Below are 17,221 nucleotides of genomic sequence, written 5' to 3' on the forward strand. Positions count from 1 at the left end.
TCACCGCTCGATCATCGTTCGGACGAGCTTGAAGCCCTGACCGATGGACACGTCGGGCAGGTAGGCCCGGCCGATTGCGTTGCCGATACTGGGCAGGGCGGCCGGATCGGCGAACGTCATGTACATCGGCTCGTAGCGCGGCTGGAATTTGGATTTGAATGCCAGCAGAGACCGGAACCCGTAGACAGGTTCGAGGGTTCGCCCGAGTACATCGAGCAACCGTTCGAGCAAGCCGGACAGCGTCGACTGCTCGGCGCTGGACACGTGCTCGGGCTGCTTCTCGTCGACTTTGGCCAGAGGTGCACCGGACAGGCTCAGGAACCTGGCCCCCTCCTGCTCGAGGAGCAGGGCGGCAGAGGCGATGAGAAACTCCATTGTCGGCCGAAAACCTTCCGACCGTCTCCGCATGAAATCGAGCGTCCACCCGACGATGACGCCGTCCTCGTAGACGGGCATCCACGACGTGACCCCGTGCACGGTTCGATGTTCGTCGACGGCAATCAGGCATCGCACGTTCTCGTCGTCGACCTCCTCGAGTCCGCCGAGGGTGAAGCCCATTTCCGGCATCCCCTTGTCTGCCACCCACTCCTCGGAGATCGCGGTGATCTGATCGGTGATGGCCAGTGGAGCGGTGGGAAACCGAATCCACTCCGCGACGACGCCTGCCTTCTTCGCTCGATTGAGCGCAGTACGAACATCCTGGAACCGCTTGCCGGTGAACGCTATTCCGTCCAGATCGAGCACGGTCTCCTCACCGACCTGGATACCGCCCCATCCCAGAGAATCGGTGATACGCCGGACGGCCGGGGTGACGGAGTAGAAACACGGAATCCACCCGTTCTTCGACGCGAACTCGGCAAACTCGACGACGTTGTCTCGCAACGATGCTCGCGGCCCGACAGGGTCACCGGTGGTCAAAGCCACGCCGGAAATGACGCGATACGCCACGTAGCTGCGGCCGTCGGCGCTGAACCAGTACTTGTTCCCGCGCCAGGTCGTCATCCACGACAGCGCCGAGCCGCTGCTCGACATCAGCACGCTGCGAGCCCGTTCGGTGGCATCGGTCTCCGGGCCGTACACCGGTGTGAGGAAGGTGCTGATCGTGAGCGCACACACCACGACCCAGAACACGACGCCGGTCCACTCGAACAGCAAGGTGGTCGGGGTGCTCTGGGGTAGAAGGGCGGGCTCGAGCCACTGCAGATAGACCGGCGGAACCAGCCTCTGCGGGAAATCGACCAGCAATCCGCCGAAGGACGGCGAGTCGGCGAAACCGCCGCGACCGAGATAGCCACCGATCGAGTAGATCAGGCCGAGTCCTACTACGGCGGCCACGACGGACGCGGCCCAGCGTCGGTACGTGCCAGCCGGTGCCGACACGTCGAAGAACTTCCGAGTGACGATCAGGACCAGCAGGACGATCAGGGGCAGAAGGAAGGGCACGGCAGTGCGGTAGGCCGTGGGAGATTCCAGCCCGTAAAACAACGATTCGTCGTCACCGGCTTCGAGGAATCGGATGGCGTAGTTCGCCACCGACAGCGCGAGCAGAACCACCTGCGAGATCACTGCCATCGCCCACGCGAACCGTCGACCGCGGCGCAAACCGTCACTGACCACCAACAGGAACAGCGACGGCATGATGCTCAGGATCGTCGGTCCGACTCCGCCCAGCCTGAGGTCGAGCAGCCCGCGGCGGCATTCCACCGGATCGGTCGTGGCATCGGCGCAGATCTCACGAACCTCGGCAGCTGTGTACGGCACGCCGCGCACCACGTCGCGAAGCACCGCGAACGGCCCCACGGCATTGGGGCTCAAGGCCGCCAGCACCGGACCGAGGGCACTGGCGGCGACGATCAGCGCGACCAGCACACGTCCTTCACGCTGCGTTCCCGCCAATCTCGGACCGCGCGCCGAGCGGCCGACGATCCACGGGCCCACGATCAGACCGATCACCGCTGCCGCCAACCGAACGACGTCCTGCAGGTGACCGCCGAACAAGGCCAGGGTCACCAGAAGGGTCAGCAGTCCGACGCGAATCCGCCTGCGCCACAGCGTGTCCATCCGCGACGTGGCAACCAGCACAACTCCGCAGACCCATGTCGTCGGGCCCACGGCCGTACCTACGTGCAGGCGGAAACCCCAATCCTCGTCGACGGTCTTCGCCAGCACGGCCAGGCCCAGCCCGAACAACGACCCCGCAACCTGCGTCACGAATGCGGCTACCGCGAACCGACGGGAACCGATACGACGTTCGATCGGGGCAGCAGCGAGGAGCACCGCAACGGTCGCCACCACGCAGCCCGCAATATTCGGCGCTGCCAGACCAGATGTCAGCGGCGTCCAGAGATGCCAGTGCTCGAACGGGACGATGCCGACCGCGAAGTACCTGTCGACCTGACCATGGCCGTCCGACACGACGGCATACATCCCCGAAAGCCAGACCACGGCGAGCAGGGTGAAGCTGACCGGGGCACCCACGGCACCGAACAGGATCAGCGACCACAATCGCCGCGACTGCCGCATCGTCGCCGAGGCGGCGGATCTCACGACGGCCACCTTCTCGGACATCCACGTCGGTGCCGCAGCATCGATCGCTTCCGTCGGACCCCCCGACTCGTCGGTGTTCACGCCGTCAGTCCTGTTCTCGTAGCCAGCCACGGCAGTTCTCGACGTAAGCCTTCGGACCACACCGCGAAGCTGTGTCCCCCTGGTACCTCCACGTACTGCACATCCATTCCAGCGGCCTTCGCCGCGTCGTACATCTCCTGCTGGCCCGGTTGGTAATCCTTGTCCTCGGACCCCACGACGAAAATACCGGCAGAGTCCGGGTATCGACGCGATTTCAGCAGGTCGAGAGGGTTGATCGCGGTGAACGCTGCGGCGTTGCCGCCGAACGCCTGCTGCACGGTTCGATCTCGATCGCCGAGGGTCGGCTCGCGCTGACCCGACAGGTCGAGAAACGTGGGATAGACCTCGGGATGACTGGTGGCCATCTGTATCGAGCACGTTCCGCCGTAGGACAATCCGCCGATCGCCCAATGAGCACGGTTTCGATCCACCTGTAGGGAGTTGTCGATCCAATCGGGAACGTCACGTGCGAGGTAGGTGGCCGCGTTGCCGAGTGTCGAATCCACGCAGAGCGGATTGGCGATCGACGAGCCGGTGCCGTCGGCCACGACCACCACCGGTGCCAAACCGGCATGATCACGCGCGAAGTTGTCCATGGTCTCGGCGAGCTTGCCCCCGTTGAACCAGTCTTCGGGTGCGCCGGGCTGGCCGGCGAGCAGTACGAGGACAGGAAGAAGCGGACGGGGATCGGCGAAATAGGCCGGCGGTAGGTAGATCTGGGCGTCTCGCGCCGTGAAGTTCGACGCGGTGGCAGTAATGGTGGCGGAGGTGACGCGGCCGGCGGAAGGCAGGCCGGCAGGTGCGGACCAGGCAAATTCCAGGGGTGTGCCGGTGACGGTGTCGGAGACCGGAGGCGGCACGTCCGAGAACGCTATGCGCTCGGCCGACTCGACACCGAGCGCATTTCCCACGGTCGGATACGCATCGAATTCGAGGTTGACGTGCAGAGCAGACGTCGCCACCACGAGTACCGCCGCCAGCACCGACAACACTGTGCCGACCACGCCGCGGGCAGCGATCGACCGTGGTACGAGTGCGAACAGGGCAGCCACACCCACCCCGATCCACACGTAGATCGAGATGTCGATCGGATCGGGGAACGGACGCCATACTTTTTCGACCACTACGTAACCGATGGCCGTGACGACGATCGCCGCGGTGGCAGCGATCGGCAGCGCACGCCTGGCGTACCGACGCGACCTCGAGACCAGCAACCACAGTCCGCCGGCGGCGCCGAGCACGGACACGATCACCGGCAGTGGCCCATCGAGCAACGACAGTGAATCGAACCACTTCACGCGAGGTCTCCACTCATCTTTCCGACTCGGCCCAGCGGCACCAACTCTCGACAGAGTATGCCCACGGACTCGCTCACGGTCACGACCCGCCGACGCCACTCGACCGCGGCTATGACCGAGACCACAGCACTAGGACGGCAGTTACTACTACGAGTAGTACGCATCCGCGTCGGACTGGCCGTAGACTCGGAGGAATGGCTGGCCTTGGTGAATTGGAACGCGCAGTAATGGACCATCTGTGGGAATCGACGGAGCCGCAGACCGTTCGTCAGGTTCACGAGGCCCTTGCGACTCATCGTGAACTCGCGTACACGACCGTGATGACGGTCCTGCAGCGTCTGGCGAAGAAGAGTTTGGTCGTCCAGCAGCGCGACGACCGAGCCCACCGCTACGCCCCGGTCCACGGTCGCGACGAGTTGGTCGCGAGCCTGATGGTCGACGCGTTGTCCCAGGCCCCCGCCTCCGGCGGTCGTGCAGCTGCCCTCGTGCACTTCGTCGGGCAGGTCGGAGCAGATGAGGCCGCCGCCCTCCGTGAAGCACTCGCGGCGCTGGAAGTGGCACAATCGACGACAGAGTCACCTTCTGCTGCAGAAGGCCGTCCGACGGACTGAGGCTCCTCGTAGTAAGTGAGGACATGAACTCCACCACTGCGCTGGTATTCGCGATACTCGCGCTGATCCTGGCTGGACCTGTGCCGGCGATGCTCGCCCGTGCGAGCTGGCCGTACCGGTCGCCTCGCGCTGCTCTGGTGCTGTGGCAGGCCATCGCCCTCGCGGCCGTGTTGTCGGCCTTCAGTTCCGGCCTGGCAATCGGCGGATTGCTGCTCGTGCCGGGCCCCGACGGCCGTCCGACCACGGCTCCGACCGACGAGATCGACGCCTTGGGCCTGCCTCTGTGGACCTTGTACGTGGTGGTGCTCGCGATCACTCTGGGCATCGGAGCGAAACTGATGTTCTCGGTGGCTCAGGTGGCGGTGCGTACCCGCCGTCGCCGCTCCCGTCATCGCATGTTGGTCGATCTGCTCGACCGGACCGACAAGAGCGACAATCCGTTCAGGAGCCTGCGTGATGCAGACATCCGGGTTCTGGACGCGGCGGAACCTATTGCGTATTGCCTGCCCGGACTACGGCAGCGGGTGGTGCTGAGCCGCGGAACGCTTGCCAGCCTCTCCGAAGCGGAGGTGACCGCGATCCTCAGTCACGAGCGATCACACCTACGATCCCGTCACGACCTCGTGCTGGAAGCGTTCACCGCGGTCAACGAGGCGTTCCCCAGAATCGTTCGTAGCAAGTCCGCCTTGAGCAGCGTTCAGCTGTTGGTCGAGCTACTGGCCGATGACACGGCGGTCAAGGTCACCGGACCCACCCCTCTCGCGCGCGCACTCGTGACGTGTGCCGGATCCACCGCACCGCGGGGTGCCATGGCAGCCGGCGGACCGCACACACTCATACGCGTCCAGCGGTTGAGCGGGCCGGGCAGCGACGTCCGGATCGCCGCTGTGGCATATCTGGCCGCCGTCGTCATACTCGTGCTGCCGACCATCTACGTCGCGATGCCGTGGCTCGAAGAGCTGAGCAGACTCCTCGGCTGATCGAGCGCCGCCACGTCAGGGGGTCACGCAGGTCACACCCATCCGGGTGAACAAATGGCGGTACGTCCCGTACAGTAGAACTCGGTCGCCATCGCGACCAAGCAATCGAAATGGCACAAACAGCCCCACTTTATGCAGGTTCGACCTGCGTACCGATGGCCAGGTGACAGTGCCCTGGCTCGTATCAATGTGTTCTGGCTGTTTTTCGTGTTTCCCTTCTCGTCGGGTCTCTCAGCTTCGGGCTTATTGGCGTGCCCGCAATCCGGAGAGGCTTTACTGCGTGACCAACGCTGTTTCCAATACCACCGTTTCCCCCGAGTCCGACTCGACGGCCGTACCGACGCCCGCAGCGGCACCGGCGTTCACATTCGCCGAGCTCGGTCTGCCCGAGGCAGTCGTCGCGGCTCTCGCTCGTAACTCGATCACCGTGCCGTCCCCCATCCAGGAAAAGGCGCTTCCCGACGCCATCGCCGGCAAGAACGTCCTCGGTCGCGCGCAGACAGGTTCGGGCAAGACCCTCGCCTTCGGCCTGCCGATCCTGCAGCGCCTGTCGCTGCACACCGATCGACCGGCCGCCAAGCGCCCGCGTTCGCTCGTACTGGTTCCCACCCGCGAACTCGCGTTCCAGGTAGTCGAGTCGCTCGCTCCCTACGCCAACGCACAGGGCCTCCGGGTCATGCCTGCCGTCGGCGGCACCCCGTTCAACAAGCAGGTCGAGCAGCTTCGCCGCGGAGTCGACGTACTGGTCGCCACTCCGGGACGACTGGCAGATCACCTGCGTCAGGGCACCTGCATCCTCGACTCCATCGAGATCACCGCGCTCGACGAGGCCGATCAGATGGCCGACATGGGCTTCCTGCCCGAGGTGCGCGCCGTACTCGCCGATACACCCGCAGACGGCCAGCGGATGCTGTTCTCGGCCACCCTCGACCGCGAGGTCCAGTCATTGGTTCGCCAGTTCCTGCCCGACCACGTCGAGCACTCCACCCAGGACGGCAAGGCCAGCGTCCGAACCATGGACCACTACGTCCTCATGGTCGACCGCGGCCAGAAGGATCTGGTGCTCTCGGAGATCGGTGCCCGTGAAGGCGGCCGCACCATCATGTTCGCGCGCACCAAGCTGGGCTGCGACGGCATCACCGATCGCCTGCGCGCCCTCGGCATCGCTGCAGAGTCGCTGCACGGCGGCAAGGCACAGAACCAGCGCACCCGAGTGCTCGAGCGATTCAAGAACGGTCGCACCCCTGTGCTCGTGGCCACCGACGTCGCGGCCCGCGGAATTCACGTCGACGGAATCGACCTGGTCGTGCACGTCGATCCGCCCGCCGACCACAAGGACTACCTGCACCGCGCCGGCCGCACGGCACGCGCTGGAGAAAAGGGCACCGTCGTCGCGATCGTGCTCCCCAATCAGCGTCGTCAGGTTCTGCGTTTGACCGGGATGGCCGGCGTCAAGGCCACCGCGGTCAACGTCTCCCCCGGTTCGGCCGAACTCAACAGCATCACCGGAGCCAAGAAGCCGACCGGTGAGCCGTTGCGTGCCGAATCCACCCCGCGTGATCGCAACAGCCGCCCGCGCACCGGTGGCTACCAGGGGTCCAACCCCCGCAGCGGTGGCTACCAGGGTTCCAACCCGCGCAGCGAAGGCGGCTACCAGGGTGACCGTCCCCGCACGGGATACCAGGGATCGAGCCCTCGCACCGGCGGCTACCAGGGATCCAACCCGCGCAGCGAAGGCGGCTACCAGGGTGACCGCCCGCGTCGCTCCGACTCGAGCTCGTACCGCGGCTCAGAGGGTCGCGGTTACGAAGGTCGCGGCTCGGACAACCGTGGCTCGGACAACCGTCGTCCCGCATCCGCCCCGCGCCAGGACGAGAACCGATCGGGTGGGTTCCGTAGCCGCACCGAGCGTCGTTCGTACGACGGTTTCGACGGGCCTGCACGCAGCCACTGATCCATTGTTCGAGGCGAAGTCCTGATTGGACGGGCTTCGTCGCTCGAACCCCGAGGTGCCGCATTCTTCGCGAATGCGGCACCTTTTTCTTCGTATCGGCCGGCGTCGCACCCGACCCAGGGGGTTGGCTCGCGCGAAATCGCGCGGCAAGGAAAGCTGTCTGTATGACCTCAGCAGCAAAAGAGACAGAACTGGCTCAGATCGGAGTCACCGGACTCGCCGTCATGGGCTCCAACATCGCGCGTAACTTCGCCCACCACGGGCACACTGTCGCGTTGCACAACCGCACTATCGCTAAAACCGACGCGTTGATCGCCGAGCACGGTACCGAGGGCAACTTCATCCGTACCGAGACCATCGAGGAGTTCGTGGCCGCGTTGGCGAAGCCGCGGCGCGTGCTCATCATGGTGAAGGCAGGCGACCCGACCGATGCGGTGATCGAGGAACTCGCCGGTGTGATGGAGGAAGGCGACATCATCATCGACGGCGGCAACGCGCTCTACACCGACACGATCCGCCGCGAGGCGGCCATGAAGGACCGCGGTCTGCTCTTCGTCGGCGCCGGTATTTCCGGCGGCGAAGAGGGCGCGCTCAACGGCCCGTCGATCATGCCGGGTGGTCCGGCCGAGTCCTACAAGGCATTGGGACCGTTGCTCGAGTCCATCGCTGCGCAGGTGGACGGCACGCCGTGCTGCACGCACATCGGCCCCGACGGCTCCGGCCACTTCGTCAAGATGGTGCACAACGGCATCGAATACGCCGATATGCAGCTCATCGGCGAGGCGTACAACCTCTTTCGCGACGCGCTCGGGTACTCGCCTGCGCAGGTTGCAGACGTCTTCACCGAGTGGAACAAGGGCGATCTGGAGAGCTATCTCGTCGAGATCACTGCGGAGGTCCTTCGCCAGGTCGACGCGAAGACCGGGCAGCCACTGGTCGATGTGATCGTCGATGCTGCCGAGCAGAAGGGCACCGGTCGATGGACCGTCAAGGCGGCACTCGATCTCGGAGTACCCGTGACCGGCATCGCCGAGGCAGTGTTCGCACGGGCTCTGTCGGGATCGCGGGCCCAGCGCAAGGCCGCTGTCGGCCTCGCCTCGGGATCACTGGCCGACAAGCCGACCGATGCCGAGCAGTTCACCCACGACATCAGCCGGGCGCTGTACGCGTCGAAGATCGTCGCCTACGCACAGGGCTTCGATCAGATCGCGGCGGGTAGCGCCGAATACGATTGGAATCTGCATCCGGGCGATCTCGCCACGATCTGGCGTGGTGGCTGCATCATTCGGGCGCGATTCCTGAACCGCATCAAGGACGCGTACGACGTCAACGCCGAACTACCGAGCCTCATCCTGGCGCCGTACTTCCGTGACGCCATCGAGAACGCGATCGACAGTTGGCGGCGCGTCGTCATCACGGCTGCGTCGCTCGGCATCCCGGTGCCTGCGTTCGCATCCTCGCTCTCGTACTACGACGCGCTGCGTGCCGAGCGTCTGCCTGCGGCCTTGACACAGGGACAGCGCGACTTCTTCGGTGCGCACACCTACGAGCGCACCGATTCCGAGGGCAAGTTCCACACTCTGTGGAGTGGAGATCGCTCCGAGATCGAAGCCTGACATCGGTCCCTCGCCGGTGGCACCGCGCGTACTTTCGTGCGGTGCCACCGGTGTGATCGGTCTTCGCTCGCTCAGAAGGGCACCGGCCCGAGTATCGGTTGCACCACCGTCGACGGAATTCCCTCCCACGGCAGTGCACCTTCGAGGTCCCTCCAGACGGCTTGTACGGCGCTGAAGCGTCCCGTGCCGTACACGTCGGAGGCGACGTACAGGATGTCCGCACAATCCGGTACGTCGATGGCCAGAAGATCGAATCCTGCTGCTGCACAACCGATTCCGGATTCGATCTCCAACATCCCCGACGCCACCGAAGTCCCCAGCGCGTTCAGGATCATCGAGGATTCACGTGGCCCGCGTCCCGTCACGACGATTTCGGGACTGCCCAGGTCGGTGAGACCGACCGTGTAGCAGAACGCGGGATGAACGCCGTCTCGATCGACCTCCGATTCCACGTACTGCAGCGCCCACCCGAATGTCTCGATCGTTGCCCTCACGTCATCGATGTAATTGTCGACACCGAACCCTCGGCACATCTTGCACATGACTCCCCCACCTTCGCCGTGCAACCGCCCCTGCGGAGATTGCGTCTCGAACGCCATTCGAACTCACGTTCTAGGGCAAGTATTGCGTGCGGTACCGACAAGAACGGTCGAACGCGTCGTCGATCCGGCGGTAAGGTCAGCTCCATGCCGGGTCAATCCACTCGATCGTTCGCAGACCTCGGTCTCCCCGTCGTTCTGGTGCACTCCCTCAGGAATGCAGGTGCTCGCGACCCGTTTCCCATTCAGGTCGCGGCGATCCCCGATGCCCTTGCCGGACGGGACGTCCTCGGGCGCGCACCCACGGGCTCGGGTAAGACCCTGGCGTTCTCCCTGCCGATTCTCGTCCACCTCGCCGGCAAGCGAAGCGCACCTGCGGCACCGCGCGGGTTGATTCTCGCCCCCACGCGGGAACTGGCACTGCAGATTCGTGAAGTACTCGACATCCACGGTGCCACCTTCGGACTTCGAACCGTCGGCGTCGTCGGAGGTGTTCCGCTCGAACGCAACGTCCGAGATATTCAGCGCGGAGTCGACATCGTGGTCGCGACTCCCGGCCGGCTCATCGATCTCCTCCAGCGACGCTCGATCACACTCGAGCATGTCGAGGTCACCGTCATCGACGAAGCAGATCGCATGGTGGACATGGGTTTCCTGCCTCAGGTCGATTCACTGCTCGCCGCCACCCCGGCACACGGTCAGAGGATGCTGTTCTCCGCGACGCTGGACGGGGAGGTCGACGGGCTGGTCGAGAAGTTTCTGAAAGACCCCGCTGTGCACTCCACTGCGGCAGCCGTCAGCGAACCCGACATGACCCATTTCGTCTTCCGAATCGAGGCGGCCAGGAAGACCGAAGTCGCTGCTGCACTTGCCAACCGCGACGGGAAGACACTTCTGTTCCTACGGACCACCCATGCCGTCGATCGACTCACCGACGAGTGCCTCGCGCTGGGTGTGCCGGTATCGTCGTTGCACGGCAACAAGACTCAGGCGCACCGCACCCGATCGCTCGCGGCCTTCGGCGAGGGCACGTCCGTGGCTCTCATCGCAACCGACGTGGCAGCCCGCGGTGTTCACGTCGACGACGTGACGCTCGTGGTTCACGTCGATCCCCCGGTCGATTTCAAGGATTACCTGCATCGCGCCGGACGTACTGCACGTGCCGGTGCCCGCGGAACCGTCGTGACGCTGGCAACGGACGACCAGTTGGATCGCGTCCGATCGATGGCCGACGAGGCCGGCGTTGCCGCCACGATCATCGATACCGATCTGGACCAGTCCGCGTGGCGTCGACCGACGGGCGCACGCACCCCGATCGGTCGACCGCTACCGGCCTCGGTACCGACGACGAGCGGTGCTGCGGCCGACCCCCGAACTGCGCGCGGTGCGGGCCGGACGGGTACGCCGGGCAGGCGTGGGCGGAGCGATGGCACCCAGAGTCGGCGGGGTGGCGGTAGCAGAGGACGACGCGGGTGACCGCGTCCTGGCCGGCGGTCGTACTCGCGCTGATTTCGGCGTTCCTGTTCGCCTGCGCGTCGGTCGCGCAACAGAGCGCGGCCGCGTCCGTCCCCGAAGGTGAATCCCTCGTTTCGGCACTGGTGCGCAGCCCGCGGTGGTGGGTAGGGGTCCTCGGAGACGGCGGTGGCTATGCGGTTCAGATCGCCGCGCTGTGGGTCGGCTCGGTACTGATCGTCCAACCTCTGCTGGTGACAGCACTGCTGTTCGCTCTCCCGATGTCGGCAAAGCTGGTCGGGAGAACACTGCCCGCCACCACCTGGGCGCTCGCCGTGGCGATGGCCGCGGCACTCGCCGTCTTCATCGTGGTGGGCGACCCGAGCGAGGGCAATACCGACGCCCCTTTCGTGCAATGGCTCGTTCCACTGATCGCGGTGGCCGTCGTGGTCGGCTGCGCCGCCGCGGGCGGATTGCTGCTCACCTCGCCGGGAGTTCGGGCACTACTGCTCGGTGCAGCGGGAGGATTGCTGTTCGGCCTGGCGGCTGCGCTGACCAAGAACGTCACCGACCTCGTCGACGGTAACCCGGTCGAGGCGCTGACGGCCTGGCAGACCTACACGCTGATCGGATCCGGCGTCGTCGGCTTCTACCTGCAGCAGCGTGCATTCCAGGTGGGTCCGCTGTCGGCGTCGATGCCGGCCGTGACGATCTGTGAACCACTCGGCGCGGCGTTCGTCGGAGTCACTGTCCTGAACGAGCGAATCAGAACCGAGGGCGCAGCCCTGACGGTCATCGTCGTGGCCGTGGCCGTCATGATCGTCACGACGGTCCTGCTGTCGCGTACGCAGGCTGCGAACGCGTCCGAACCGACCGCTCGGGACGGGGCGTCGAACCCAGGAAGTCCATCCGACCGGTAGTCTCGATCAACGTGCAGTTCCTCGATGGTCACCAGCCGCCCTACGATCTCACCTACGACGACGTCTTCCTCGTCCCGAACCGGACCGATGTCACTTCTCGTTTCGACGTGGACCTCAGCACGGTCGACGGGTCGGGAACGACCATTCCGATCGTGGTGTCGAACATGACCGCAGTATCGGGTCGGCGGATGGCCGAGACCGTCGCACGACGCGGTGCCATTGCCGTCATTCCGCAGGACCTGCCCACCGAGGCCGTCGCCGAAACGGTCGCATTCGTCAAGAGCAGAGATCTCGTTGCCGACACACCGGTCGTTCTCGGCCCCAACGCCTCGGTCTCCGATGCGCTCGCCCTGGTGCACAAGCGCGCTCATGGATCCGTGGTGATCGTCGAGCACGGCAAGCCCGTCGGTGTCGTCACCGAGAGCGCCTGCGCGGACGTCGATCGCTTCGCTCGGCTCAGCTCGGTGGCCGCGACCGACTTCGTGCGGGTGGCCCGCAACGCCTCACCCAAAGAGGTCTTCGAGCTGATGGAGGCCGCCCACGCCCAGCTCGCGATCGTCGTCGAGGACGACGGTTCGTTGGCCGGTGTGGTGACGAACACCGGTGCCGTCCGCACCGGCATCTACGCCCCTGCCGTCGACGCGTCGGGACGGCTGCGGATCGCCGCCGCGGTCGGCATCAACGGCGACGTGGCGAAGAAGGCGACGGCACTGGTCGAGGCCGGTGCGGACGTCCTGGTGATGGATACCGCCCACGGGCACCAACAGAAGATGCTCGAAGCGTTGGCCGAAGTGCGTTCGCTCGATCTCGGCGTACCGCTCGCCGCCGGCAACGTCGTCTCCGCTCAGGGCACCCGTGACCTGGTGACGGCGGGTGCGGACATCGTCAAGGTCGGTGTCGGCCCCGGGGCCATGTGCACCACTCGCATGATGACCGGCGTGGGTCGGCCGCAGTTCTCCGCCGTGGCCGACTGTTCGGCTGCCGCAGCCGAACTCGGTGCGTCGGTCTGGGCCGACGGCGGTGTTCGCCATCCTCGCGACGTCGCGCTCGCGCTCGCGGCCGGTGCCGCCAACGTCATGATCGGATCCTGGTTCGCGGGCACCTACGAATCTCCCGGAGACCTTCGCGTCGACGCGGCGGGCAACCGATACAAGGAAAGCTTCGGCATGGCGTCCAAGCGTGCCGTCGCGGCGCGCACTGCCACCGACGGGGCCTTCGACCGCGCCCGCAAGGCGTTGTTCGAGGAAGGGATTTCCAGTTCCCGGATGCGACTGGATCCGGATCGTCCCGGCGTCGAAGACCTCATCGATCACATCTGCGCAGGTGTGCGCAGCACATGCACCTATGCCGGGGCCCGTTCCCTGCCCGAATTGGCCGAACGAGCCGTCCTCGGAGTCCAGTCGGCCGCAGGATTTGCCGAAGGGCGCCCCCTGCCGTCCGGGTGGTAACGCACCGACACGGTTAGACTCACCCACTACGAGTTCGACGACGTTCGCTGTCGTTGCCCGCGCCGAGACGACAACGTCGACTCGGCGCGGATCGACGACGCGTCGGCCACCACCGGTGTGCCGCAACGCGAACCAGACAGAAGGGAATCAGGTGCCCGAGGCACCCACTATTTCGGTTGCCGGTTCGGCAACTGCGGAACAGCACGACGACGGTTCCACATCGGAGGGATCCTCTATCGAGCCGGGAGAGAAACCCGGCGACACCGATTTCGACAGGTCCCCGCAGACGAGCGGAGCGGTACTGCTCTCTCAACTTCGGCGGCGTTGACCTGTGGCCACTCTCGTCACCATCGTCAGCCTGATCGGCTTCGTGGCGCTGACGGCAGGTACTGCCCTCTTCGTCGCGGCAGAGTTCTCCCTCACTGCTCTCGAACGCAGTGCGGTCGAGTCTCAGGCCGAGAACGGCGACCTACGCTCGCGCCAAGTTCTGCATGCTCACAAGACGCTGTCTTTTCAGTTGTCGGGCGCGCAGCTGGGCATCACGATCACCACCCTCATCACCGGTTATCTCGCGGAGCCGGTGCTGGCAGGATTCATTCGGCCGGTGACCACCGCGCTCGGTGCCTCGGACTCTCTTGCGTCGGGCATCTCCCTCGCGGTGGCTCTGATCTTGGCCACGTCGTTCTCGATGATTTTCGGTGAACTGGTCCCCAAGAACATCGCCATCGCGAAACCGATGTCGACCGCGCGGGTCACAGCCGGAGCGATGGCCGGGTTCTCCCTGATCTTCAAATGGGCGATCAACGGACTCAACGGCTCGGCCAACTGGCTCGTGCGACGGCTCGGCATCGAACCGGCCGAGGAACTGCGTTCGGCAAGATCACCGCAGGAGCTCGGTTCACTGGTCCGAACGTCGGCCCAGCAGGGCTCGATCGACGAGAACACCGCACGTCTGGTCGACCGGTCGTTGCAGTTCGGCGACCGCACCGCCGAGGAACTGATGACTCCGCGGGTCAAGATCGAGACTCTCGCCACCGACGCGACCGTCGCCGACCTGATCGAAACCGCTGCGCGAACGGGCTTCTCTCGGTTCCCGGTGGTCGACGGCGACCTGGACGACACCGTCGGTGTCGTACACATCAAGCATGCGTTCACGGTGGCCGGAGCGGACCGCCGGTCCACCACTGTCGAGTCCCTGGCGCGCGACGTTCCGGTCGTTCCGTCGAGCCTGGACGGCGACGCTGTGATGGAACGCGTGCGAGCCGACGGAATGCAGGTGGCCCTCGTGGTGGACGAGTACGGCGGCACCGCAGGCATGGTGACGATGGAAGATCTGATCGAGGAGATCGTCGGCGACGTGCGCGACGAACACGACGAGCCGGAACTGGACGTCGCTCGTTCGGGCGACGGCTGGGACTGCGCGGGGCTGCTTCGCATCGACGAGGTTGCGTCGGCGACGGGCTATTCGGCCCCGGAAGGCGAATACGAAACCATCGGGGGCCTGGTACTGATGCAACTCGGCCGGATTCCATCAGAGGGAGACGCGGTGCTTCTACCGTCCCCGGCGACGGAGGACGTCCCCGACGGCGACGGCGGGTGGATGGCGCGCGTGATCCGCATGGACGGCCGCCGTATCGATCGTGTGCTGATCCTGCCGGTCGACGCCGAAGCAGTGGCGCGTCTGCGATCGGACGGTGAGGTCGATGGGTGACTTTCTCGGGGTAGGTCTGGCAGTTCTGCTGCTGGCCGGAAACGCCTTCTTCGTCGGTGCCGAGTTCGCACTGATCTCAGCTCGCCGTGATCGTCTCGAAGCATTGCTGGCGCAGGGCAAGAAGCGCGCGCAGAGCGTCATCGAGGCCGGTCAAAATCTGTCGCAGATGCTCGCCGCGGCACAACTCGGCATCACGATCTGCTCGATTCTGCTCGGCCGCGTCGCCGAGCCCGCGGTCGCGCACTTGATCGAGGTGCCCCTGGAGCTGGTCGGCATCCCCGGCTCGTTCCTGCACCCGATCGCCTTCGCCATCGCGCTGACGCTCGTCGTGGTTCTGCACATTCTCGTCGGCGAGATGGTCCCGAAGAACATCGCCATCGCCGGCCCGGAGAGCACCGCCATGGTGCTCGTGCCCATCCACCTGATGTTCATCAAGGTGGCGTTGCCCCTGATCTCGTTCTACAACCTGTGCGCCAACCTGACGCTGCGCATGCTTCGCATCGAGCCCAAGGACGAACTGAGTTCGTCCGTCTCGGCGGTGGAGCTGTCGCAGATGATCGGCGAATCGCGCTCGGAGGGACTGATCGACGCCGAGGAACACCGCAGATTGCGCCAGGCTCTCGAGACCTCGGGCCGAACCGTGGCCGAGGTTCTGATTCCCTCGCATCAGGTTCGGAGTATCGAGCTGTCCGGGCCGGACCACACTCTCGGTCCGACCCTCGGTTCGGTGGAACGCGCAGTCATCGAAACCGGGTTCTCTCGGTACCCGGTGCGTGATGCGAGCGGTTCCCTGGTGGGCTATCTGCACCTGAAGGACGTGCTCGACGACATGGCCGACGACTCCGCCGGCCCGGAGACCGTCATTCCCCGCAGCGATGTCAGGGCCCTGCCCGTGGTGTCCATAGACACCGTGCTCGACGACGCGCTGACGAAGCTGCGGCGCGCCAGCAGCCACCTCGGTGCCGTGCACGATGCGACCGGTGCCACGGTCGGCATCGTCGCGCTGGAGGATCTGGTGGAGGAGTTCGTGGGCACGGTTCGAGACGGGACTCACCGTGTCGCCGGTCCCCGACCGGGTCAGTCCGCACCTACCGGTACCCCGCGGAACGTCTGAATGGGCGAATCGGCAACGCTGACCGAGGCGGAGTGGACTGCCCGGCGAGACGCGCACTCGGCGCGGGTGGAGAGTCTCGTCGGCAGCTATCTGGTCGATCGCGGACACGGCAATGTGCATCCGGTGGTGGATTTCTTGTTCACCTACTACAGCCACCGCCCGGGTCAGTTGCGCCGATGGAATCCCGGCCACGGCACGGTTCTGACGGGCGATCGGGCGCGTGACTTCGCCGAGTTCGCCTCGTACGAGCAGGTCGAGACTGCGGACGGTCCAGGATTCCGGGTGCGGTCGGATCTGCTCGAGCGACGCCGGCCCAGCATCGAGTTCGTTCTGGGTCTGCTGTCGGCGACGCGGGAGCGACCGCCCCTGCTCGGCTGCTTCGGTCTGCACGAATGGGCGATGGTCTACCGCGGCGGCGACTCGGCAGTCCGGCACAGCCAGGTCCCGTTGCGACTCGGTCACGAGGGAACCGACGCCGTGGTGGACTCGATGACGTTGCGGTGCACTCACTACGACGCCTACCGCTTCTTCACCGAGGACGCGGTACCGCGTAACGCCCTCGCGTTGTCCCCCGAGTCGCGCCTGGGGTCCGAGCAGCCCGGTTGCATCCACGCGTCGATGGATCTGTACAAGTGGTGCTACAAATTGGGTCCGTTGATCGACTCGGAGTTCGTGACCGACTGTTTCGAGTTGGCGTTGGAGGCGCGAACGATCGATATGCGCGCAAGTCCGTACGATCTGAGCGAGTACCATCTCGATCCCATCCGAATCGAAACTGCGGTTGGACGGGCAGAGTACGTTCGCGCGCAGGGAGAGCTGTCGGAAAAGGCCGCTCCCCTACGCTCGGCACTGGTGGATCGGTGTCGAAAGCTGCTCACCGGCGGCGGGTTCGGCGTCGGACCTACCGCCGAGTAACATCGACAGCGTTGTCGTGGGGACACCGTCACCGG

At 65.5% G+C, this 17,221-nt stretch carries 13 protein-coding genes; 10 read left to right on the forward strand and 3 right to left on the reverse strand.

Annotated elements, in window-relative coordinates:
- Nucleotides 1-2,523 carry a bifunctional lysylphosphatidylglycerol flippase/synthetase MprF gene (locus J1M81_RS03050; RefSeq protein ID WP_032372757.1) on the reverse strand — a complete coding sequence of 841 codons (2,523 nt, stop codon included), beginning with the start codon at nt 2,521-2,523 and terminating at the stop codon, nt 1-3.
- Nucleotides 2,524-2,624: 101 nt separating this feature from the next.
- The gene (locus J1M81_RS03055; RefSeq protein WP_032372398.1) at nt 2,625-3,926 is read right to left on the reverse strand and encodes an esterase family protein; all 1,302 of its coding nucleotides are present in this window, start codon (nt 3,924-3,926) and stop codon (nt 2,625-2,627) included.
- Nucleotides 3,927-4,120: 194 nt separating this feature from the next.
- Here J1M81_RS03055 and J1M81_RS03060 point away from each other — a divergent pair, with 194 nt between their 5' ends.
- The 4 genes from J1M81_RS03060 (at nt 4,121) to gndA (ending at nt 9,087) form a co-directional block, all read left to right on the forward strand.
- Nucleotides 4,121-4,537, forward strand: a complete 417-nt coding sequence (locus tag J1M81_RS03060) for a BlaI/MecI/CopY family transcriptional regulator (RefSeq protein ID WP_032366177.1) — start codon at nt 4,121-4,123, stop codon at nt 4,535-4,537.
- 23 nt (nt 4,538-4,560) lie between these two features.
- Nucleotides 4,561-5,517: a M56 family metallopeptidase gene (locus tag J1M81_RS03065; protein ID WP_206497562.1), complete on the forward strand. Its 957-nt coding sequence runs from the start codon at nt 4,561-4,563 to the stop codon at nt 5,515-5,517.
- A gap of 280 nt (nt 5,518-5,797) precedes the next feature.
- On the forward strand, nt 5,798-7,471 hold the full coding sequence (locus J1M81_RS03070) for a DEAD/DEAH box helicase (RefSeq protein WP_032366175.1): 1,674 nt from the start codon (nt 5,798-5,800) through the stop codon (nt 7,469-7,471).
- Nucleotides 7,472-7,635: 164 nt separating this feature from the next.
- Nucleotides 7,636-9,087: an NADP-dependent phosphogluconate dehydrogenase gene (gndA, locus tag J1M81_RS03075; RefSeq protein WP_206497563.1), complete on the forward strand. Its 1,452-nt coding sequence runs from the start codon at nt 7,636-7,638 to the stop codon at nt 9,085-9,087.
- A gap of 71 nt (nt 9,088-9,158) precedes the next feature.
- Here gndA and J1M81_RS03080 read toward each other — a convergent pair whose 3' ends face one another.
- On the reverse strand, nt 9,159-9,686 hold the full coding sequence (locus tag J1M81_RS03080; RefSeq protein ID WP_052053297.1) for a DUF4262 domain-containing protein: 528 nt from the start codon (nt 9,684-9,686) through the stop codon (nt 9,159-9,161).
- An 87-nt stretch (nt 9,687-9,773) separates the two neighbouring features.
- Here J1M81_RS03080 and J1M81_RS03085 point away from each other — a divergent pair, with 87 nt between their 5' ends.
- The 6 genes from J1M81_RS03085 to J1M81_RS03110 all read left to right on the forward strand — a co-directional run bounded on the left by J1M81_RS03085 (nt 9,774) and on the right by J1M81_RS03110 (nt 17,186).
- Nucleotides 9,774-11,102: a DEAD/DEAH box helicase gene (locus J1M81_RS03085; RefSeq protein ID WP_032372396.1), complete on the forward strand. Its 1,329-nt coding sequence runs from the start codon at nt 9,774-9,776 to the stop codon at nt 11,100-11,102.
- Entirely contained in the window at nt 11,099-11,998 is a 900-nt protein-coding gene (locus J1M81_RS03090) for a DMT family transporter (protein WP_032372395.1), read from the forward strand. Before J1M81_RS03085 ends, J1M81_RS03090 begins: the two co-directional genes overlap by 4 nt.
- Nucleotides 11,999-12,009: 11 nt before the next feature.
- Nucleotides 12,010-13,446, forward strand: a complete 1,437-nt coding sequence (locus tag J1M81_RS03095; protein WP_206497564.1) for a GuaB1 family IMP dehydrogenase-related protein — start codon at nt 12,010-12,012, stop codon at nt 13,444-13,446.
- Nucleotides 13,447-13,777: 331 nt separating this feature from the next.
- Nucleotides 13,778-15,157 carry a hemolysin family protein gene (locus tag J1M81_RS03100; RefSeq protein ID WP_027497158.1) on the forward strand — a complete coding sequence of 460 codons (1,380 nt, stop codon included), beginning with the start codon at nt 13,778-13,780 and terminating at the stop codon, nt 15,155-15,157.
- On the forward strand, nt 15,150-16,271 hold the full coding sequence (locus tag J1M81_RS03105; protein ID WP_032370576.1) for a hemolysin family protein: 1,122 nt from the start codon (nt 15,150-15,152) through the stop codon (nt 16,269-16,271). The genes J1M81_RS03100 and J1M81_RS03105 overlap by 8 nt, the downstream gene beginning before the upstream one ends.
- Nucleotides 16,272-17,186 (forward strand): 3-methyladenine DNA glycosylase, encoded by a 915-nt coding sequence (locus J1M81_RS03110; RefSeq protein ID WP_206497565.1) that lies wholly within the window; start codon nt 16,272-16,274, stop codon nt 17,184-17,186.
- Nucleotides 17,187-17,221 lie beyond the last annotated feature (35 nt).

The sequence above is a fragment of the Rhodococcus sp. KRD175 genome (genome assembly GCF_017168275.1).
In the GTDB taxonomy this organism is placed as follows: Bacteria; Actinomycetota; Actinomycetes; order Mycobacteriales; family Mycobacteriaceae; genus Rhodococcoides; species Rhodococcoides fascians.

What these genes read in the sequence shown, in the direction of transcription:
- J1M81_RS03110 (WP_206497565.1), top strand. Translation starts at nt 16,272, where the DNA reads ATGGGCGAATCGGCAACGCTGACCGAGGCGGAGTGGACTGCCCGGCGA.
- J1M81_RS03085 (WP_032372396.1), top strand. Translation starts at nt 9,774, where the DNA reads ATGCCGGGTCAATCCACTCGATCGTTCGCAGACCTCGGTCTCCCCGTC.
- J1M81_RS03105 (WP_032370576.1), top strand. Translation starts at nt 15,150, where the DNA reads ATGGGTGACTTTCTCGGGGTAGGTCTGGCAGTTCTGCTGCTGGCCGGA.
- J1M81_RS03065 (WP_206497562.1), top strand. Translation starts at nt 4,561, where the DNA reads ATGAACTCCACCACTGCGCTGGTATTCGCGATACTCGCGCTGATCCTG.
- J1M81_RS03060 (WP_032366177.1), top strand. Translation starts at nt 4,121, where the DNA reads ATGGCTGGCCTTGGTGAATTGGAACGCGCAGTAATGGACCATCTGTGG.
- J1M81_RS03050 (WP_032372757.1), bottom strand. Translation starts at nt 2,523, where the DNA reads ATGCGGCAGTCGCGGCGATTGTGGTCGCTGATCCTGTTCGGTGCCGTG.
- gndA (WP_206497563.1), top strand. Translation starts at nt 7,636, where the DNA reads ATGACCTCAGCAGCAAAAGAGACAGAACTGGCTCAGATCGGAGTCACC.
- J1M81_RS03080 (WP_052053297.1), bottom strand. Translation starts at nt 9,686, where the DNA reads ATGGCGTTCGAGACGCAATCTCCGCAGGGGCGGTTGCACGGCGAAGGT.